A 19,461-nucleotide genomic window follows, 5' to 3' on the forward strand; every position below is an offset into this window, starting at 1 on the left:
GAGCTGATCGCCCCGATCGCGATGGAAGAGAAGCTGCGCTTCGCCATCCGCGAAGGCGGCCGCACCGTCGGCGCAGGCGTCGTCTCCAAGATCATCAAGTGATCCAGGGCCCGAACGGGCCAAGGAACGCTGATGCTGCCGGATGATCCTTTCGGGGATATCGCGGCGGACAGGGCCACCCTTCGGGGTGGCCCTTGTCGTTTGTGTCTGGCGACGGTGCCAATATGGATGACATGACCAAAAAGTCGCGTTGACCGACGCGGGGCCGCACGCGAGACTGCAGGTCAGGAACAGGACAAGATCAAGCTGATGTGCCAGATCTTTGCCGGGCAGCACCCGGACCGCTACGAGACCGTCACCCGCCGTTTGCGCCTGAACGGCCAGTCGACATCGATCCGGCTGGAGCGCGCATTCTGGTGCATCCTGGACCGCATCGCCGCCCGCGAAGGCGTGACGACGCCCGCCTTCATCTCCAAGCTGCACGCCGAAGTGCTGGAGCTGCACGGAGAGGCGCGAAACTTCACCTCGCTGCTGCGCTGCGCCTGCACGATCTATCTGGGTGAGGACGACGTCGCCCCGGCCATCGCCGCGGAGTGACACGAATATTTTCGCTGTAGTAATCCGATACTACCCGGCCCGTCCCCAAGCCCCTAGCCTCGATCAGGCAAGACACGTGCAGGGAGGGCCAGATGGCCAAGTACATCCACTCGATGATCCGCGTTCTGGACGAGGCGGCCTCGGTCGATTTCTATGACAGCTGCTTTGGACTTAAGGTGGCCGAGCGGCTGGATTTCGAGAAATTCACGCTGATCTACCTGTCCAATGGCGAAAGCGGGACCGAGCTGGAGCTGACCGTCAACAAGGGCCGCACCGAACCCTATGACCTGGGCGACGGCTATGGGCACGTGGCCTTTTCGGTCGACGATGTCGATGCGACCCACGCCCGGTTGGAGGAGATCGGCTTTGCCCCCCGCAAGCTGGTCGATTTCGCGCCGGGCGGCGAGGTGATTGCCCGCTTCTTCTTCATCAAGGACCCGGACGGATACGAGATCGAAGTGCTGCAGCGGGGCGGCCGCTACAGCTGATCAGCCTGCCGTGCCCTTGGGAGGGGGCGCGGGATCACATCAAGGGAGGAGGAACCCATGTCTGAACCAACGACCAAGGGCCTGACCCGTCGGGCGCTGCTGTCGCGGGCCGTCGCAGTCGGCGCGCTGGCAGTGGCCGGCGCAGGCTTCATCGCGGCACCCGACGCGGCCTGGGCCGTCGAGGTGACCGCGATCAGCGAGCACGAGATGGCCACGCTGCTGCAGATGGCCCGCGACATCTATCCGCATGACCGCGTGGGCGACCGCTTCTATGCGATCGCGATCAAGGGATACGACACCGCCGAGAACCAGCCCATGGTGGCCGAGGGCATCGCCGCGCTGGACGCCGCCGCGCAGGCGGCCGGGCATGACGACTATGTCTCGATCGGGTGGGAGCAGGACCGCGTGGCGATCCTGCGCGGGATGGAGGACAGCGCGTTCTTCCAGACCGTCCGGGGCGGGCTGGTGACCGGTCTCTACAACCAGAAAGAGGTCTGGCCGATCTTCGGCTATGAGGGAGAGAGCTTCTCCCAGGGCGGCTACATCTATCGTGGCTTTGACGACATCGACTGGCTGTAAGGGGGCGGATCATGGCTACGGCAGCGAAATTCGAACTGACCGACGACAGCGTGGTCGTCATCATCGGCACCGGCGCGGGTGGCGGCGTGCTGGCCAACGAACTGGCGCAGAAGGGCGTCAAGGTCGTGGCGCTGGAGGCGGGCGGGCGCTATCTGCCCGAAGACTATATCAACGACGAATGGGAAAGTTTTGGCCAGTTGGCCTGGACCGACCCGCGCACGACCAGCGGCGACTGGCGCGTGGCCAAGGATTTCAGCGGCTTGCCCGCCTGGATTGTCAAGGCGGTCGGCGGCACCACGACCCATTGGGCGGGCGCCTCGATCCGGTTCCAGGAGCATGAATGGAAGGCCCTGACCACCTATGGCGCGGTCGAGGGGGCGAACCTGCTGGACTGGCCCATCGACGCGGCCGAGATGGCGCCGTGGTACGAGAAGGCCGAGGCCAAGCTGGCCGTCACCCGGACCGGCGACTTTCCGGGCCTGCCCGGCAGCAATAACTACAAGGTGTTCGAGGCGGGGGCCAAGGCCGTCGGCTATACCGAGGTGTCGACCGGGCGCATGGCGATCAACAGCATCGACAATGACGAACGGCCGGCCTGCCAGCAGACGGGGTTCTGTTTCCAGGGCTGCAAATGGGGCGCCAAGTGGTCGGCCGCCTATACCGACATCCCCAAGGGCGAGGCAACCGGCAACCTTGAGGTCCGCGACCACGCCCATGTGGCCCGCATCCTGCACAACGACCAGGGCCGCGTGACCGGCGTCGAGTATTTCGACAAGGACGGCGCCCTGCAGTTCCAGGCCGCGCGCATCGTGGCGGTGGCGGGCAACAGCTTTGAAAGCCCGCGGCTGCTGCTGAATTCCGCCAGCGAGATGTTCCCCGACGGTCTGGCCAACAGCAGCGGTCAGGTGGGACGCAACTACATGCGCCACACGACCGGGTCGGTCTATGGCATCTTCGAAAAACCCGTGCGCATGTGGCGAGGCACGACCATGGCCGGCATCATGCAGGACGAGGCGCGCCACGATCCCTCCCGCGGCTTCGTCGGCGGATACGAGCTGGAGACCCTGTCCTTGGGCTTGCCCTTCATGGCGGCCTTCCTGGACCCCGGCCGGTGGGGGCGCGAGTTCACGACCGCCTTGGACCAATACGAATACATGGCCGGGCTGTGGATCGTCGGAGAGGACATGCCGCAGGAGACGAACCGCGTCACCCTGTCGGACACGGTCGACAAGTTTGGCCTGAAGGTCGCCAACGTGAACTTCAGCGACCATCCCAACGACGTGGCGATGCGCAATCACGCCTATGAACGGGGGCAGGCGATGTACCGGGCGATGGGGGCCACGCGGACCCTGCCGACGCCTCCCTATCCGTCCACGCACAACCTTGGGACCAACCGCATGTCAGAGCGGCCGGAGGACGGCGTGGTCAACAAATGGGGACAGACGCATGACATCGCGAACCTGTTCGTGTCCGATGGCAGCCAGTTCACGACGGGCGCGGCGGAAAACCCGACCCTGACCATCGTCGCGCTGGCGATCCGTCAGGCCGACCATATCGCCAAGGAAATGGCCGCGGGCACGATCTGAGGAAAGACGACCGCCCGGGGTGTCCTCCGGGCGGTCGTGGTGGATCAACCGTTGGCGGCCTTCTGGTTGACGCCGCCCTCGGCGATGCGGGTCATGTGCTTGTCGCCGTCGCGGGTGCTCTCCAGGCATTCCTGCAGAACGCCGCCATCGGCATCCAGATCCAAGCGGTTGGCAAAGCTGCGCACGCAGCCATAGCCCGCGATCGCGTAATGAGTCAGGCGCTGGTACTGGGTGATGATGGCCGCGTCGCGGACGTCGTCATCACCGAAGTCGGCCTGCAGCGCGTGCTTGCGGGCCTCGGTCACCAGACCTTCCATGCCCTTGCAGTGCTCTCCGGTGGGGTCGACGCCGTGCTGGCTGCACAGGGTCGCCAGATGCTCCATGCCGCGGGCGATGCCTTCGTTGCCGGCGATCAGCGCCTCGGCCAGTTCGCGCGACTTGGCGACGCGACCCATCTCGGTCACGACGGGCATGGACTGCTTGCAGGCGGAATACAGGTCCTGCAGCTGGTCCAAATACAGGTCCTTGAGGGAATTCATGGTCATGATACGGCCTTTCTGATGGTGCTGGATGACCAACGATCCCCGGCCCGCCCCGTTCCATCGCGATGGCAAAGATCGCCCCTGCGCGCTTGACTTTGCGGGCGGTCCGGGTCAGCACTTCGGCCCCTTCAGCAGCGGAGGACATCCCCATGTTCGCCTGGTTCGAACGACGCATCGACCCCTATCCCGACCAGACCCCGACCATGCCCCCGGCGGGTCTGTGGCGGTTCGTGCTGCATTACAGTCGCGGCACGCTGCCTTGGCTGGTGCTGCTGGCCGTGGGATCGGGCCTGATCGCGCTGATCGAGGTGGCGCTGTTCGGCTGGCTGGGGCAGCTGATCGACCAGTTGGCCGACACCCCGCGAGAGGTCTTCTGGAACCGTCATGGCGGCAGCATCGCGCTGATGGCGCTGGTGCTGCTGGTGGTGATGCCGGCGCTGAACGTGGTGACATCGCTGGTCCTGCACCAGTCGCTGATGGGCAATTTCCCGCAGCGCATCCGCTGGCAGGCGCATCGCTGGCTGCTGCGCCAGTCGGTCGGCTATTTCCAGGACGAATTCGCGGGCCGCATCGCGCAGCGCCTGATGCAGACCGCCCTGGCCGTGCGCGAGGTGTCCATGAAGATCATGGACGTGGGCAGCTATGTGCTGATCTATTTCCTGGGCGCGATGGTGCTGGCCGCCAGCCAGGACTGGCGTCTGGCCTTGCCCTTCCTGGTCTGGGCCGCGGCCTACGGTGCGCTGCTGTGGTATGTCGTGCCGCGCCTTGGCCGCGTGGCACAGGAACAGGCCGATGCCCGCAGCGCGATGACCGGACGCATCGTCGACAGCTATACCAACATCGCGACGGTCAAGCTGTTCTCTCACTCCGACCGGGAGGAGGCGTGGATGCATCAGGGCATGGACCGGTTCCTGGGCACCGTCCACGCGCAGATGCGCCTGTCCAGCCTGCAGGACATGGTGCTGAACCTGCTGAACGTCTGGCTGGTCGCGGCGGTGGCCGGGCTGGGGCTGTGGCTGTGGACGCAGGGGCTGATCGCGGTGGGGGCGGTGGCCATCGCGGTGCCGCTGGCCCTGCGGCTGAACAACATGTCGCACTGGATCATGTGGGAATTCGCCGCCCTGTTCGAGAATATCGGCACCGTGCGCGACGGCATCACCAGCCTGTCCCTGCCACGAGAGGTGCGCGACGCGCGGGGGGCGCAGCCGCTGCTGCCCGGTCCGGCGGCGGTGCGGTTCGACAACGTCACCTTCCGCTATGGCGGTGCTGCGGGGGCGCAGCCGATGGCGGTGCTGGACGACCTGACGCTGCATCTGCGGCCCGGTGAACGGGTGGGCTTGGTGGGCCGGTCGGGCGCGGGAAAATCGACGCTGATCAACCTGCTGCTGCGCTTTCACGACATCGACGCGGGGCGCATCACCATCGACGGCCAGGACATCGCGCAGGTGACCCAGGACAGCCTGCGCGCGGCCATCGGCGTGGTCACGCAGGACAGCTCGCTGTTGCACCGGTCGGTGCGCGAGAACATCGCCTATGGCCGCCCGGACGCGACCCCGGATCAGATCGACCACGCCCTGCGCATGGCCGAGGCGGACGGGTTCGTCCCATCCCTGTCCGACAGCCAGGGCCGGCAGGGACTGGATGCCCATGTGGGCGAACGCGGCGTCAAGCTGTCGGGCGGCCAGCGCCAGCGCATCGCCATCGCGCGGGTCGCGCTGAAGAACGCGCCGATCCTGATCCTGGACGAGGCCACAAGCGCCCTGGACAGCGAGGTCGAGGCCGCGATCCAGTCCCGGCTGGAGGCATTGATGCAGGGCAAGACGGTCATCGCCATCGCGCATCGCCTTTCCACCATCGCCGCGATGGACCGGCTGGTGGTCATGGACCAGGGCCGGATCGTCGAACAGGGCAGCCATGCCGAACTGCTGGAACGCGACGGTCTGTACGCCCGGCTGTGGCATCGCCAGTCCGGCGGTTTCCTGGCCGCGGACTGAGGGCAGGACGTGAAAAAGGCCCCGGCACGATGCCGGGGCCTTCGTCGTTTCGTGGGTGCGCTTACTGCGCGAGCAGGTCGGTGATCCGGCGGACCGAGGCGCGACGGTTGTCGCGGATGTCGCCCTCGGCACGGACGCGCAGGAACTGCTCGCCATAGCCTTGGGTCACCAGGTTCTCCGGCGGCACGTCAAAGTACTCGGTCAGTGCCAGCGCCACCGATTCCGCACGACGGTCCGACAGCGCCAGGTTGGCGGCGTCCGACCCGACCGTGTCGGTATGACCCTCGATCATGAAGATCTCCTGCGGGTTCTGGGCGATCTGGTCCTGGATCGCACGACCCAAGCCCTGCAACTGCTGCGCCTGATCCGAACGGATCGCGGCAGAGCCGGTATCGAAGGTGATCGCGTCGATGTTGACCGGCGCCACCAGCGCCCGCACCTCGGGGATGTTGCGGATCTGGGACAGAGTAAAGCGGCGGTCGACATTCGCCTCGCGCAGCAGGGCCTCGCGCAGCTGATCCTCGTTCAGGGGCGCATTGCCGGTCTGGACGGGGGCGGGGGCGGGCAGGGCGCCGATATCGACGGGCTGCACATCGGCGGTGTCGTCAATCAGCTGCGTGGTCGTGCCATCGGCGCTGACCAGGGTGCGGCGCAGAACCTGCAGGTTCGCGTCACGGATGGTCACAACGCGGCTGCCGTCCTGGCGCGTCACGATGGTACGCGACGAACCGTCGTCGAAGTTCTCGGTCTGCACGGTCGAGCCGGGCTGGCGCAGCAAGGCGACCTCGTCCTTGATGACCTCCTGGCTGCCATCGGCGCGGGTGACGACGACGCGGTCCGGCGCGGACAGCGCAACCTGGCGGTTGTTGTTCAGGTAGGACCCGACCGCCACGGCGCCCAGACCCAGCAGCAGCGCGTTGCGCAGGCGGTTGTCGTCGTCCTCCTCCTCGGCCTGCGGTGCAGGCTGACCGGTGGCGCCCGCCAGCGCGTCGCGCAGGCTGGTGGTAAAGTCCTCGGACGACGACCGGGCGTTTTCCTCGGTCACCTGCTGCTCGGTGATCTCGCCCGATCCATCGGCCGCATCCAGCGCCGCCGCGGTGACCGGTGCGGTCGCCTGAGCGGCTTCGCGCGATGCCTCGGTCTCGACGGTGTCCTCTTCGGCGGCGCGACGGATCATCTCTCCGTTCTGGCCGACGCGGTACATCTGCGCCTCGGTCGGGGCCAGGCGCAACTCGCCCGCCTCATTGGTCTCGACGACAACACCGTTCGGGGTCATCGCACGACCGCCATCCGCACAGGGGAACGCGCTGCCGTCCAGACAGGTCAGCGCCGAGGTGTCCAGGCCACCCTGCACCTCCTGCGTCAGCACTCCGGCCAGACCCGGCAGGGCGCCAGCGCGTTCGACCTGCGTTGCACCGGTCGCCAAGGTCAGGCCACCCTGAGCCGCAGGCGCTGCGGGTTCCGCAGGTGCATCGGCCGTCGCGGCCGGATCGGCTGCGGGCTGCTCGCCCTGCTCCTGCGCGCGCAACTGCTCGGTCAGGGCGTCGAGGTCGCTTCCGACGGGTTCTTCAGCGGCATCCGCCGGCTGCTGGTCGTTCTGCGCGGCAGGGCGTGCGTTCGGACGCAACTCCGCCGGAGCGTCGGCGGCAGGAGGCGCCTCGCGCTGCGGGTTGGCGCGCGGCGCGGCATCGCCGGCGGCCGGGGCCTCTGCGGCGGGCTCGGCGGCGCGGTTAGGATTTGGCGCGGGTGCGGCCTCGGGCTGGGGTGCAGGACGGGCCTCGGGCGCCTGGTCCGGCATCGCGTCAGGTGCGGGCGGCGGCGGGGTGCCATCCGGTGCGGGCTGCGGTACAGGTTCGGCTGCGGGGGCCGGCTGAGCTTCGGCTTCTGGCGCTGCTGCCTTGGGTGCCGCCGGGGGCGCGGGCTCTGCGGCGGGCGCCGGCTCGGCAGCCGGGGCGGCCTCTGCCGCGGGCGCGGGAGCAGGTTCCGCGGCGGGGGCAGGCTCCGCCTCTGCCGCGGGAGCTGCTTCAGGCGCCTCGGCAGGGGCCTCAGCAGGCTGCTCTGCCGGGGCTTCGGCCGGTGCTTCCTCGGGGGCAGGGGGCGCCTCGGCCGGGGCTTCCGGCGCGGGCTCCTCGACCGGCGCGGGCTCGGGCGCAGGCTCTTCCGCAGGCGCGGGCTCCGCCGGCGGCGGGTTCTGGGCCTGGTTCAGGTCGGCACCGTCCTGCGGTCCCTCCTCGCCGGGGGCTGCGGGCGGGGGCGGGACCTGACCTTCGGGCGCGGCCTGCGCCAGGATCAGGTTCTGGGGGGCCGCCTGATCAGGGGCCGGCATCGCGGTCTGGGCCATCGCAAGATGCGGCGCCATTAGCGACAGGCAGGCCGCGATGGCGGTTGTGTTATGGATAATCCGGCGCATGAGACGCTCCTTGTGGAAAATCGAATGACTGTCTTTGGTGCTCTAACAGGCACTTGCGCCAAGGGTTCCCAAACTTGCCGTGACCATCGCGTGATGGGCGGCGGTGCGCCATGCAAAAGGCCGCGCCGAAACGGCGCGGCCCATGGGCGGTTCGATAGAAACGACGTCAGACGCCGTCGCCGACAAAGGCCTTTTCGACGACGAATTCGCGCGGCTCGGAATTCGCGCCCTCGTTCAGGCCGAACCCTTCCAGGACCGCCTTGACGTCGACGTTGAAGGCCAGGCTGCCGCAGATCATCGCGCGATCCTGTGCCGGATCGATGGGCGGCAGGCCCAGATCCGACAGCACCTTGCCTGAGGTCAGGTTGTCGGTGATGCGCCCCATGAAGGGCGAGGGCTCTCGCGTCGTCGTCGGGTAGTATTTCAGCCGCTGGGCGAAATCGTCGCCATAGATCTCGGTCAGCAGCGGGTCGTGGCGCAAATTGTTCACCAGCTCGGCGCCATAGACCAGCTCCTCACCGGTGCGGCAGGTATGCATCATGATGACCTGCTCGAACCGCTCATAGGTCTCGGGGTCGCGCATCAGGCTGGCAAAGGGCGCGAACCCCGTGCCGGTGGCCAGGAACCACAGCCGCTTTCCGGGCAACAGCGCGTCCAGGACCAGCGTGCCCACGGGTTTCGGACGCAGGATGATCTGGTCGCCCGGCTTGATGTGCTGCAGCTTGGAGGTCAGCGGCCCGTCGGGAACGATGATGGAATAGAATTCCAGCTCGTCGTCCCAGTTGGGCGAGGCGATGGAATATGCCCGCAGCAGCGGCTTGCCGTTGTCGCCCGGCAGGCCGATCATCACAAATTCGCCCGACCGGAAGCGCAGCGATGCGGGCCGCGTCACCCGGAACGAAAACAGGCTGTCGGTCCATTTCGTGACCGAGGTCACGGTCTGGGCATCGGGAACGGTAATCTTGGCGGCCTCGGTCACGGGCAGATCCAGCGTCATTGTTGCAATCCTTGTCGTCTAATCGAAGGGGCGCGCAGGTGAAAGGGTCAGCCGGCCAGCTGTGCCCGATGGTCCCAGGCCTTCCAGTCGGCGCGGGCCAGCCATTGGTCCTGCGGCTGCCGGGCGGCGATGTCGGCGGCGACCTCGACCTCGTCGAAGCCCACCCGGCGCGCCATGGCGTATTGATCGGCGATCAGCCGCCCCGTCGCGCGCAGGCGACCGGTATAGCCCAACTCACGCAAGCGGCGCGCCAGCGTGAAACCGCGCCCGTCGCTGAAGGACGGAAAGGCGATCCCGATCAGCGGCTGATCCAGATGGTCGGCCAGGGTCGCGGGGGCGGTGTCGGGGGCCAGCACCACGGCGGGCTGGTCGGTCACCGGATGAAACCCGTCGTCACGGGCCAAGACGGGTTCGCTGTTCAACTGCTCGCTCATGCCGAGACCTTTCCGCGGACCATGCGCCCGCCGATGAAATGGATGCCGCATTCGGATTTCTCCTGGCCGCGCCAGCGCCCGGAACGGGGGTCCTCGCCCGGCTTGACCGGAGAGGTGCAGGGCGCGCAGCCGATCGAGGGATAGCCCTTGGCCACCAGCGGATGCCGGGGCAGGCGGTTCTCGACCATGTAGTCCTGCACGTCCTCGGGGCGCCAATGCGCCAAGGGGTTCACGCGCAGGCGCGACGGGGGTTCGGGCTCGAAGAACTCCAGCGCGGCGCGCTGGCCGTTCTGGAACCGCTTGCGGCCCGTGATCCACGCGTCATAGCCCGACAGCACGCGTTCCAGCGGCACCGTCTTGCGGAAATCGCAGCAGGCGTCGGGGTTCACCTTGTGCAGCGTCCCGTCCGGGTCATGGGCCGCGATCTCCGCCTCGCTGGCGGTGATGACCTGCACGTTGGTCAGCGAAAGCCGCTCCGCGACCTCCTGCTGATAGGCCAAGGTCTCGGGGAATAGCATCTGCGTGTCGATGAACAGCACCGGCAGGCCAGGTGCGACCCGGCTGACCATGTGCAGCAGCACGACCGATTCCGCGCCGAAGGACGACACCAGCGCCACCTGCCCCAGATCGGGGTCGGTGACCGCGCGGCGCAGCACCTCGATGGCGGCATGGTGGCGATAGCGGTCGTTCAGCCGCCCCGCGCGCGTGTCCAGGTTCCCGTCAAGCATCGGCGGCCACGGGATAGAGCGCGGCCTTGAACGGGGCCTGACCCAGACGGCGATAGGCGTCGATGAAGCGTTCGGACGCGTCCTCGCGGACCTCCAGATAGGCACGCAGCAGCCGGTCGATGGCCGGGACGACCTGTTCGGCGGGGAAGCCCGCGCCCGCGCGCTCGCCGATCGCCGGGATGTCATAGGCATCGCCGCCAAGCGTGATCTGATAGTTTTCCACGCCCGCACGATCCAGACCCAGGATGCCGATATGGCCCAGGTGGTGATGCCCGCAGGCGTTGATGCAGCCCGAGATGCGGATGTTCAGGTTGCCGATCTCCTCCTCCAGCCCGACGGAGCGGAAATGGTCGGCGATCTCCTCGGCGATGGGGATGGAACGCGCGGTGGCCAGCGCGCAGTAATCCATGCCGGGGCAGGCGATGATGTCGCTGGTCAGCCCGGCATTCGCGGTGGCAAGGCCCGCGGCGCGCAGCTCGGCGTACAGCGCCGGCAGGTCCGACTTGTGCACATGAGGCAGGGCCACGTTCTGGTCGTGCATCACGCGCAGGTCGTTGTGGCCAAACCGTTCGGCCAGATCGGCCAGCAGGCGCATCTGGTCGGCGCTGGCGTCGCCCGGCGTTTGGCCCGGCGCCTTGAAGGTCACGACGACGCTGGCATAGCCCTCGACCCGGTGCTGATGCAGGTTCGTATCAGACCAGCTGCGGAAGGCCGGGTTCGCCTGACGCTCGGCCTCATAGCCATCGACGGGCGCGTTGCGGAAGGACGGCGCGCGGAAGCGATCCTTGAACACGGCCAGCGCGTCGCGGTCGGCGCCGTGGAAATCGCGCCGGCGGGCCAGGAACTCTTCCTCGATCTCGGCGCGCATGACGTCCAGGCCGCGCTCCAGCACGGTGATCTTGATGCGGGCCTTGTACTTGTTGTCGCGGCGGCCGGCCAGGTTGTAGGTCGCGATGATCGCCTCGACGTAAGGCAGCAGGTCCTCCTCGGGCAGGAAGTCGCGGACGACCTGACCCAGGAGCGGCGTGCGGCCCAGACCGCCGCCGATCCAGACCTCGAAGCCGGTCTTGCCGTTCCGCTCGGTCAGGCGCAGGCCGATGTCATGGGCGGCGATGACGGCGCGGTCCTTCTTGCCGCCGGAAATGGCGATCTTGAACTTGCGCGGCAGGAACTGGAATTCGGCATGATCGGTCGACCAGCTGCGCAGCAGTTCCGCATAGGGGCGCGGATCGCCAGCCTCGTCAAAGGCCGCGCCGGCGAAGGCGTCGGTGGTCACGTTGCGGATGGTGTTGCCGCTGGTCTGGATGGCGTGCATGCCGACATCGGCCAGCGCGTCCAGCATGTCCGGGATGTCCACCAGCTTGGGCCAGTTGAACTGGATGTTCTGGCGGGTGGTCCAGTGGCCGTAACCCTTGTCCCACTTCTCGGCCAGCAGGGCCAGGGTGCGCATCTGGTCCGGGCTGATCGTGCCATAGGGAATGGCCACGCGCAGCATGTAGGCATGCAGCTGCAGATAGACGCCGTTCATCAGGCGCAGCGGCTTGAACTCGTCCTCGGTCAGGCTGCCGTCCAGACGGCGGGCGACCTGGGCACGGAACTCGGCCGCGCGCTGGCGGACATAATCGGTCTCGACGGGGCGGATATCAAACATGGGCGGTTTCCGTCTTCTGGGCGTCGGCTTGCCGATCGGCCTGGATGCCGTGGAAATAATTGGACGGTCCGCGCTGGCGGAAGGCCTCGCGGAAATGGACGGGCTCGGGTCCGTCGGGACCGCGCCTGGCCTCGACCAGATAGGGACCGACGACGATCTCGGATTGCGCCACGGCCTGCAGCAGGTCCAGGTCGGCGATGGCCTCGTCGTCATAGACGGTCGCCTGGCGCGGATCGCGGGTCCAGCCGTCGGCGCACATCCACACATTGTGGCCTTCGCGAAGGTCATTCGCGGTGATGACGCCGGGGCGTGCGGCCGACAGGGGGAAGGATTTGCTCATGACTGGACCTCGCGGTTTTGCTGACCTCTATATAGAATTTCGTTCTGGATTATGCACAGTGGTCGCGGCAAATAAGGACGATCGACCAAGGAGCGCGCCATGCCGGAACCGATTTCCCCCGATGCGGGCGCAGGCCAAACGCCTGTCCGCCTGGACGAGGTGGACCGCAAGATCCTGTCCCTGCTGCAGCAGGATGCCAGCCTGTCGCTGGACCAGATCGCCGATCGGGTGGGGGCCTCCAAGACCCCGGTCTGGAACCGAATCCGCAAGCTGCGAGAGGCAGGCGTGATCCGCCGTCAGGTCGCCATCCTGGATCCCGAGGCGCTGGGGCTGGAGGCCTGCTTCTTCGTGCTGATCCGCACCAGCGAGCATGACCGCGACTGGGCCGCGCGCTTTCTGCGCGCGCTGCGCGAGCGGCCCGAGGTGGTCGAGGCACACCGTCTGGCGGGCGACATCGACTATATCCTCAAGGTTCAGGTCAGGAACGCCCGCGCCTATGACCGATTTTACCAGTCGCTGATCGGCGAGGTGAAGATCCACAACGTCACGGCCCTGCTGTCGATGGAGGAGATCAAGGCCACCAGCGCCCTGCCCATCCCGGACGGGGAGCGCTGAGATGGCCTGGGTGATCTGGCACAAGCCGACCTGCTCCACCTCGCGCTGGGTTCTGGCCGTGCTGCGCGAGGCGGGGATCGCACCCGTGGTGCGCGACTACATCGCCGCACCGCCGTCCGAGGATGCGTTGCGGGATGCGCTGTCGCGTCTGGGCATCGGGGCGCGGGGGTTGCTGCGGCGCAAGGGAACGCCATTCGCGGAACTGGGGCTGGATGATCCCGGCCTGTCCGATGATGCGCTGATCGCGGCGATGGCGGCCCATCCGATCCTGATCGAACGGCCGGTCGTCTTCGCGCCGCATGGCGCGGTGCTGTGCCGGCCGAAGGAGCGGGTCAGTGAGCTGATCGCCCGCAATCACGCAGGTGGTCCGCCGTGATCCGGTGGGGTGCGAACCGACAGATGACGCCCGGACTGCGGCGACATCGGCAGATGCCTTACGGATCGATCGGATCGAACGCCCCGACAGAGATGCCCAACAGCAGCCAACGCCGCCCCTCCAGCCCCAGGACCAGATCGAAGCTGACATGACGCGGCTGCAGCGGGACAAAGCCGGTCAGGCGCAGCTCCTGCCCGGTATCGGACAGCGCGCTGTCCAGGATGACCGGGTCGACGACCATCGCCTGCAGCAGGTCCAGCCGTTCCTCGCGCAGCGGCGTGAACAGGCCCGCCAGGCGCGTCGGATCGTTGGCCAATGCAAATTCCGGGGCGGCGATGTCGCGCAGCACCGTATAGTTGCCCGTCCAGTTGCCGTGGTTCACCGCCGCCAGCACGTCGCGGATCAGGGCGGTGGCATAGCTGGGTTCGACCAGGGGGGCCTCGGCCCGGGGTTCGGGCTGCGGTTCGGCGGGGACGTCCTGCGCATGGGCGCTGGCGCCGACCAGCGCCAGCGCCAGCGCGATGGCCAGGGACAGCGCATGCGCCGTCCCCGTCCGTGTTGCGGCGTGGCCTACCACGCGTAGGTCACGCCGATGCGGCCGCCGACCTGGTTGCGGTCGAAGCCATAGGTGATACCCGCGTCGAACTGGGTGTTCGCATCGAAGCGGTAGCCCATCGACGCTGCCAGTGCCTGCGATCCCTCGAAGCTGCCGATGCTGGTCGACACGGCATAGGTCTTGTCCTCGGGGACATAGGGGGTGTTCAGCGCCATCGCCATCGCGATGCCTTCCTTGTTGTCCTCGACCTGCTGGCCCAGAGAGCGCACGCGGCCGTTCAGCGACGACATGCTCTCGCCGATCGACCGGTCGACCGCCAGGTTGCCCTGCGCGTCCGAGGTCACGACACCGATGGGGGTGCCCTGCGCCGCCGTGCTGGCATCCGACGCGATGCCCGCCGCGCGATAGGTGTTGGCACCGTTGCCCAGCACGAATTCGTTCGCGCGGGTCGCGGTCGCGCCATCACCGATGGCGACCGAGTTGTCGGCCGCGGCGACCGCCTGGTTGCCAAGCGCGATCGACCCCGATCCCATGGCCATCGCGGCCTCGCCGATGGCGGTCGAGCGCACGCCACTGGCCGCTGCCAGGTGGCCGAAGGCATGGGCGCGTTCGGCGGTGGCCTGCGCCTGCCAGCCGAAGGCGGTGGCGGCGGTGCCGTTCGCGACCGATTCACCGCCGACCGCGGTGGTCGACGTGCCGTTTGCGACCGAGGTGTCGCCGATGGCCAGCGCGTCCGTGCCGTTGGCGATGGATTCGTTGCCGATCGCGGTCGAGAAATCCGACTGGGCGTCGGCATTCTCGCCCACGGCCAGCGAGCGGACACCCTGCGCGGTGGCCAGGTGGCCGATGGCCTGGGCGCGTTCCGCGGTCGCCATGGACTGCCAGCCGATGGCGCTGGCGCCCGGCCCGGTCGCGACCGATTCGCCACCGATGGCGGTGGTCGAGTTGCCGTTCGCCGCGGCCGTGTCGCCCACGGCCAGCGCATCGACGCCATTGGCAATGGATTCGTTGCCGATGGCGGTGGACAGGTCGGTCTGGGCGTCGGCATTCTCGCCGATGGCCATCGACCGGACGCCCTGTGCGGTGGCCAGGTGGCCGAAGGCCTGGGCGCGTTCGGCGGTGGCCTGGGCCTGCCAGCCGATGGCGCTGGCGCCGGGGCCGGTCGCGACCGATTCGCCGCCGACCGCAGTGGTCGAGTTGCCGTTCGCTGCCGCGGTGTCGCCCACGGCCAGCGCGTCGACGCCGTTGGCGACGGATTCGTTGCCGATGGCGGTGGACAGGTCGGTCTGTGCGTCGGCGTTCTCGCCCACGGCCAGGGACCGGACGCCTTGGGCGGTGGCCAGGTGGCCGATAGCCTGCGCGCGTTCCGCGGTGGCCTGGGCCTGCCAGCCGATGGCGCTGGCGCCGGGACCGGTCGCGACCGATTCGCCGCCGACCGCGGTGGTCGAGGGGCCGGTGGCGGTCGCCTCTCCGCCGATGGCCACGCCGTCCACGGCGGTCGCATCGGTCGAGGCGTTGTCGCCGATGGCGACCGACAGCGGGCCCTCGGCGACGGCCGTCGGGCCGCATGCCAGCGATCCGGCGCCGCCTGTGCCCTGCTGGCATTCCTGGGCGGCGGCCAGTCCGGCGCCGCCGATCAGGGCGACGGCAGCGGCGCCGCCGAGCAGCATGGCGCGGGTGCGGGTCAGGTGGTTCATGGGATTCTCCTCATCCGTTGGACAGGGCCCTGTGCGGGCCTCTGATCGGGGGACGCGGGAAACCGCCGACCGGATGCAGGATTTGTCGAATTAATTCTGCCGCGGCCTTAGTCGTCGACGACGTTGAGGATCTTGGGCAGCGCGGGGCAGGGCAGCAGCTGGTTTTTCGCCACGTCGGCCAGCGTGTGATTGTGCAGGAAAACATAGACATGCGCGGACAGGCTTTCCCACAGCCGGTTCGACAGGGTCTGTGCCCGCGACCCGGAAATGCCGCCCGACGCGCCCGCGCCGATATGCATGGCGCTGACGGTCTCGTCCACGGCCTCCAGGATCTCGGCCACGCGGATCGTCTCGGGGGTGCGGGCCAGGCGGTATCCGCCGCCCGGACCGCGCACGGACGCCACAAGCCCCGCCCGGCGCAGGCGCACGAACAGCTGTTCCAGGTAGGGCAGCGAGATGTCCTGGCGTTTCGAGATTTCGGCCAGCGAGGTCAGGTCGCCCCCCTTGGCGATGGCCAGGTCGGTCAGCGCGATGATCGCGTAGCGTCCCTTGGTGGACAGTTTCATGGCGCGTCTTCCCCCCGATGGTCCCTGCCGGGCCTGCCTTTGCATTGACGCGCGCCGTCGTCGCGCGCTATGCCCGGCCCAGCATGTTTCTTGCCAAACCTGTGCCGGCTGCCCAGATATCCCGTCTAGAAGCCATGCGCGCACGCGTCAAGAAACCCGACAGGACCTGTGAAGGACAACCATGCCCGAGCTGATTTTTCCCGGCCCCGAAGGCCGTCTCGAAGGCCGTTACCACCCTCAGCCCGGCAAGCCAGACGCCCCCATCGCCATCGTGCTGCATCCGCACCCGCAATATGGCGGGACGATGAACAACCGGGTCGTCTACAACCTGCACTATGCGTTCCACCGCATGGGATTCACGGTGATGCGGTTCAACTTTCGCGGCGTGGGCCGCAGCCAGGGCGAATTCGACCAGGGCATCGGAGAGCTGTCCGATGCCGCCTCGGCGCTGGATTACCTGCAGGCGATGAACCCCAATTCCAAGCATTGCTGGGTCGCGGGATTCAGCTTCGGTGCGTGGATCGGGATGCAGCTGCTGATGCGCCGCCCCGAGATCACCGGCTTCATCAGCGTGGCGCCGCCCGCGAACATGTACGATTTCAGCTTCCTGGCGCCGTGCCCGTCGTCGGGCCTGATCGTGAACGGCACCGCCGACCGCGTCGCCCCGCCCAAGGACACCGCCACTCTGGTGGGAAAGCTGCGCGAGCAGAAGGGCATCACCGTCACTCATGAGGAGATCGAGGGCGCGGACCATTTCTTCCGCGACGACGAGACCCACATGAAGCCGATGATCGACCTGGTGCAGGGTTACGTCAGGAAGCGCTTGACCGAGACGTCGCGCTGAGGGCTGCGGCCATGCTGGACGATGCGTTCGCCTTCCTGTGCGAGGCGGACCGGCTGAAGTCGGTCCACCGCGCCAGCGTCCTGATGGACCTGTCGCGCTCCGAGAACAGCGCCGAACACAGCTGGCACGTCGCCCTGTGGGCAATGGTGATGGGCGCCAGCGACCGCGCCATCGCGATGATCCTGATCCACGACCTGGTCGAGATCGACACCGGCGATCAGCCGATCCACCTGGATCATGACGTGGAAGGCCTGGCCATCGCCGAGGCCGCGGCGGCGGATCGCATCTTTGGCCTGGCGCCGGACGGGGCGCGGCTGGCCGCCCTCTGGCGCGATTTCGAGGGGCGCGCGGACGCTGCCGCGGTGACCGCCAAGCGCATGGATCACGCACAGCCCATCTTTCAGGTACTGCAGGCGCGCGATCCGATCCCCGACCATGTCCGGATCGTGCGCGACAACCTGTCGGCCGGACGCGCGGCGCGGTTCGAACGCGAATGGCCGCAGGGGTGGCAGGCCGCGCATGCGCTGCTGTCCGGGCAGGAGGTCGCCCAGGGCGATCTGGCCCGCCGCCTGGCCTTTCTGGCCGAGGCCGACGCGCTGAAGGGCGTCCTGCGCGCAAACCGCCTGCTGGACGGATCGCGTCGCGAGAACAGCGCCGAGCACAGCTGGCATCTGGCGCTGTACGCGCTGGTGCTGAGCGGTCTGGCGGGGCCGGGCGTCGATCCGGGCCGCGTCATCCGGATGCTGCTGATCCACGATCTGGTCGAGATCGACGTGGGCGATGTGCCCCTGCATTCCGCCGGCGGGCAGGCGCATGGATCGGCGGCGATCCAGGCCGCCGAGGAGGCCGCCGCGCGGCGCCTGTTCGGCCTGCTGCCCGACCCGCAAGGGCAGCAGATGCTGGCCCTGTGGCAGGAGTTCGAGGTGGCGGCCAGCCCCGATGCCGTCTTCGCCAAGGCGCTGGACCGCTGCCAGCCCGCGGTCCAGAACCTGCGGTCGGGCGGCGCGGGCTGGGTCGAATACGACGTGACCCTGGCGCAGGTGGAAAGCCGCGTGGGCCCTTGGGTCGAACGCGGCTGCGCGCCGCTGTGGCAGTGGCTGCACAACGGTCTGCGCGCCCATTTCGCGGGCAGCTGATCACCGGACGGGCGTCTTGCATACCATCGCATACCGTCTTTCAATCGGACCCTTTTGCGGCTAGAAGCGGCGCGACCGTATCCACCGCACAAGGGGCAGTTCATGTCGAAGATCAAGGTTGCCAATCCCGTCGTCGAGCTGGACGGGGACGAGATGACGCGGATCATCTGGGACTTCATCAAGCAAAAGCTGATCCTGCCCTATCTGGACATCGACCTGAAATATTACGATCTGGGCATCGAGGAGCGAGACCGCACCAACGACCAGATCACCATTGACGCGGCCGAGGCGATCAAGCGCCACGGGGTCGGCGTGAAATGCGCGACCATCACCCCCGACGAGGCGCGGGTCGAGGAATTCGGCTTGAAGAAGATGTGGCGCAGCCCCAATGGCACGATCCGCAACATCCTGGGCGGCGTGATCTTCCGCGAACCGATCATCTGCAAGAACGTGCCGCGGCTGGTGCCGGGCTGGACGCAGCCGATCATCGTCGGCCGCCACGCTTTCGGCGACCAGTACAAGGCCACCGATTTCCGTTTTCCGGGCAAGGGCAAGCTGACCATCAAGTTCGTCGGCGAGGACGGTGAGACGATCGAGCACGAGGTCTATGACGCCCCCGCCGCCGGGGTCGCGATGGCCATGTACAATCTGGACGATTCGATCCGCGATTTCGCCCGCGCCTCGCTGAACTATGGCCTGGCGCGCGGCTATCCGGTCTATCTGTCGACCAAGAACACGATCCTCAAGGCCTATGACGGCCGCTTCAAGGACCTGTTCCAGGAGGTCTACGAGACCGAGTTCCAGGACCGGTTCAAGAAGGCCGGCATCCATTACGAACACCGCCTGATCGACGACATGGTCGCAAGCGCGATGAAATGGTCGGGCGGCTATGTGTGGGCGTGCAAGAACTATGACGGCGACGTGCAGTCGGACACCGTCGCGCAGGGCTTTGGCAGCTTGGGCCTGATGACCTCGGTCCTGATGACCCCGGACGGCAAGATCGTCGAATCCGAGGCCGCCCATGGCACCGTCACCCGCCACTATCGCGAACACCAGAAGGGCAACGCGACCTCGACCAACTCGATCGCGTCGATCTTTGCCTGGACCGGCGGCCTCAAGCACCGCGCCAAGCTGGACGACAACGCCGCCCTGCTGACCTTTGCGCAGACGCTGGAGAAGGTGACCGTCCAGGCGGTCGAGGACGGCCACATGACCAAGGACCTGGCGCTGCTGGTGGGTCCCGACCAGAAATGGCTGACCACGATGGGCTATCTGGAAAAGGTCGACCAGTACCTGAACAAGGCGCTGAACTGATCGCGAAGGGC

The 19,461-nt window shown here is 67.6% G+C and carries 21 protein-coding genes; 11 read left to right on the plus strand and 10 right to left on the minus strand.

Features of this window, described 5'->3' with window-relative positions; translation table 11 throughout:
- The 5 genes from LZ686_RS15900 to LZ686_RS15920 form a co-directional block, all read left to right on the plus strand.
- On the plus strand, positions 1 to 102 hold a 102-nt coding region (locus LZ686_RS15900), incomplete at its 5' end, for an EF-Tu C-terminal domain-related protein (RefSeq protein WP_256481230.1).
- A 207-nt stretch (positions 103 to 309) separates the two neighbouring features.
- Entirely contained in the window at positions 310 to 597 is a 288-nt protein-coding gene (locus LZ686_RS15905) for a ribbon-helix-helix domain-containing protein (RefSeq protein ID WP_046001342.1), read from the plus strand.
- 92 nt (positions 598 to 689) lie between these two features.
- Positions 690 to 1,085, plus strand: a complete 396-nt coding sequence (locus LZ686_RS15910; protein ID WP_349548417.1) for a VOC family protein — start codon at positions 690 to 692, stop codon at positions 1,083 to 1,085.
- A 57-nt stretch (positions 1,086 to 1,142) separates the two neighbouring features.
- The gene (locus LZ686_RS15915; protein WP_217845438.1) at positions 1,143 to 1,664 is read left to right on the plus strand and encodes a Twin-arginine translocation pathway signal; all 522 of its coding nucleotides are present in this window, start codon (positions 1,143 to 1,145) and stop codon (positions 1,662 to 1,664) included.
- 11 nt (positions 1,665 to 1,675) lie between these two features.
- Positions 1,676 to 3,250 (plus strand): GMC family oxidoreductase, encoded by a 1,575-nt coding sequence (locus tag LZ686_RS15920; protein WP_139599765.1) that lies wholly within the window; start codon positions 1,676 to 1,678, stop codon positions 3,248 to 3,250.
- Between the two features lie 44 nt (positions 3,251 to 3,294).
- Here LZ686_RS15920 and LZ686_RS15925 read toward each other — a convergent pair whose 3' ends face one another.
- Positions 3,295 to 3,795 (minus strand): ferritin-like domain-containing protein, encoded by a 501-nt coding sequence (locus tag LZ686_RS15925; protein WP_046001347.1) that lies wholly within the window; start codon positions 3,793 to 3,795, stop codon positions 3,295 to 3,297.
- Between the two features lie 146 nt (positions 3,796 to 3,941).
- Between LZ686_RS15925 and LZ686_RS15930 the strand changes: the two genes are divergently transcribed.
- A complete protein-coding gene (locus tag LZ686_RS15930; protein ID WP_349548418.1) occupies positions 3,942 to 5,786 on the plus strand; it encodes an ABC transporter ATP-binding protein in 1,845 nt (614 codons plus the stop codon).
- Between the two features lie 61 nt (positions 5,787 to 5,847).
- Here the strand turns inward: LZ686_RS15930 and LZ686_RS15935 are convergent, their stop codons facing one another.
- The 6 genes from LZ686_RS15935 to LZ686_RS15960 all read right to left on the minus strand — a co-directional run bounded on the left by LZ686_RS15935 (position 5,848) and on the right by LZ686_RS15960 (position 12,346).
- On the minus strand, positions 5,848 to 8,196 hold the full coding sequence (locus LZ686_RS15935; protein ID WP_349548419.1) for an OmpA family protein: 2,349 nt from the start codon (positions 8,194 to 8,196) through the stop codon (positions 5,848 to 5,850).
- Positions 8,197 to 8,362: 166 nt separating this feature from the next.
- On the minus strand, positions 8,363 to 9,193 hold the full coding sequence (locus LZ686_RS15940) for a ferredoxin--NADP reductase (protein WP_045981424.1): 831 nt from the start codon (positions 9,191 to 9,193) through the stop codon (positions 8,363 to 8,365).
- A gap of 47 nt (positions 9,194 to 9,240) precedes the next feature.
- Positions 9,241 to 9,627: a DUF934 domain-containing protein gene (locus LZ686_RS15945; RefSeq protein WP_045981425.1), complete on the minus strand. Its 387-nt coding sequence runs from the start codon at positions 9,625 to 9,627 to the stop codon at positions 9,241 to 9,243.
- Positions 9,624 to 10,355: a phosphoadenylyl-sulfate reductase gene (locus LZ686_RS15950; protein WP_045981426.1), complete on the minus strand. Its 732-nt coding sequence runs from the start codon at positions 10,353 to 10,355 to the stop codon at positions 9,624 to 9,626. The genes LZ686_RS15945 and LZ686_RS15950 overlap by 4 nt, the downstream gene beginning before the upstream one ends.
- Positions 10,348 to 12,006 carry a nitrite/sulfite reductase gene (locus tag LZ686_RS15955; RefSeq protein ID WP_349548420.1) on the minus strand — a complete coding sequence of 553 codons (1,659 nt, stop codon included), beginning with the start codon at positions 12,004 to 12,006 and terminating at the stop codon, positions 10,348 to 10,350. Before LZ686_RS15955 ends, LZ686_RS15950 begins: the two co-directional genes overlap by 8 nt.
- A complete protein-coding gene (locus LZ686_RS15960; RefSeq protein ID WP_045981428.1) occupies positions 11,999 to 12,346 on the minus strand; it encodes a DUF2849 domain-containing protein in 348 nt (115 codons plus the stop codon). The genes LZ686_RS15955 and LZ686_RS15960 overlap by 8 nt, the downstream gene beginning before the upstream one ends.
- 99 nt (positions 12,347 to 12,445) lie before the next feature.
- Between LZ686_RS15960 and LZ686_RS15965 the strand changes: the two genes are divergently transcribed.
- Together LZ686_RS15965 and arsC are read left to right on the plus strand one after the other, a co-directional pair.
- A complete protein-coding gene (locus LZ686_RS15965) occupies positions 12,446 to 12,961 on the plus strand; it encodes an Lrp/AsnC family transcriptional regulator (protein WP_045981429.1) in 516 nt (171 codons plus the stop codon).
- 1 nt (position 12,962) lies between these two features.
- Positions 12,963 to 13,337, plus strand: coding sequence for an arsenate reductase (glutaredoxin) (gene arsC, locus LZ686_RS15970; RefSeq protein WP_349548421.1), 375 nt, complete (start codon positions 12,963 to 12,965; stop codon positions 13,335 to 13,337).
- Positions 13,338 to 13,395: 58 nt separating this feature from the next.
- On the opposite strand, the gene LZ686_RS15975 is transcribed toward arsC, so the two are convergent.
- The 3 genes from LZ686_RS15975 to iscR all read right to left on the minus strand — a co-directional run bounded on the left by LZ686_RS15975 (position 13,396) and on the right by iscR (position 16,156).
- Positions 13,396 to 13,914 (minus strand): hypothetical protein, encoded by a 519-nt coding sequence (locus LZ686_RS15975; RefSeq protein WP_349548422.1) that lies wholly within the window; start codon positions 13,912 to 13,914, stop codon positions 13,396 to 13,398.
- On the minus strand, positions 13,908 to 15,590 hold the full coding sequence (locus LZ686_RS15980) for a YadA-like family protein (protein ID WP_349548423.1): 1,683 nt from the start codon (positions 15,588 to 15,590) through the stop codon (positions 13,908 to 13,910). The genes LZ686_RS15975 and LZ686_RS15980 overlap by 7 nt, the downstream gene beginning before the upstream one ends.
- A gap of 107 nt (positions 15,591 to 15,697) precedes the next feature.
- A complete protein-coding gene (gene iscR / locus LZ686_RS15985; protein WP_045981432.1) occupies positions 15,698 to 16,156 on the minus strand; it encodes a Fe-S cluster assembly transcriptional regulator IscR in 459 nt (152 codons plus the stop codon).
- Positions 16,157 to 16,337: 181 nt separating this feature from the next.
- Here iscR and LZ686_RS15990 point away from each other — a divergent pair, with 181 nt between their 5' ends.
- From LZ686_RS15990 to LZ686_RS16000, 3 genes are all read left to right on the plus strand, one after another.
- Positions 16,338 to 17,000, plus strand: coding sequence for an alpha/beta hydrolase (locus LZ686_RS15990; RefSeq protein WP_045981433.1), 663 nt, complete (start codon positions 16,338 to 16,340; stop codon positions 16,998 to 17,000).
- A gap of 11 nt (positions 17,001 to 17,011) precedes the next feature.
- Entirely contained in the window at positions 17,012 to 18,136 is a 1,125-nt protein-coding gene (locus LZ686_RS15995; protein ID WP_349548424.1) for an HD domain-containing protein, read from the plus strand.
- Between the two features lie 102 nt (positions 18,137 to 18,238).
- Positions 18,239 to 19,450 carry an NADP-dependent isocitrate dehydrogenase gene (locus LZ686_RS16000; RefSeq protein WP_349548425.1) on the plus strand — a complete coding sequence of 404 codons (1,212 nt, stop codon included), beginning with the start codon at positions 18,239 to 18,241 and terminating at the stop codon, positions 19,448 to 19,450.
- Positions 19,451 to 19,461: the final 11 nt, after the last annotated feature.

It is taken from the genome of Paracoccus sp. NFXS7 (assembly GCF_040148865.1).
In the GTDB taxonomy this organism is placed as follows: Bacteria; Pseudomonadota; Alphaproteobacteria; order Rhodobacterales; family Rhodobacteraceae; genus Paracoccus; species Paracoccus marcusii.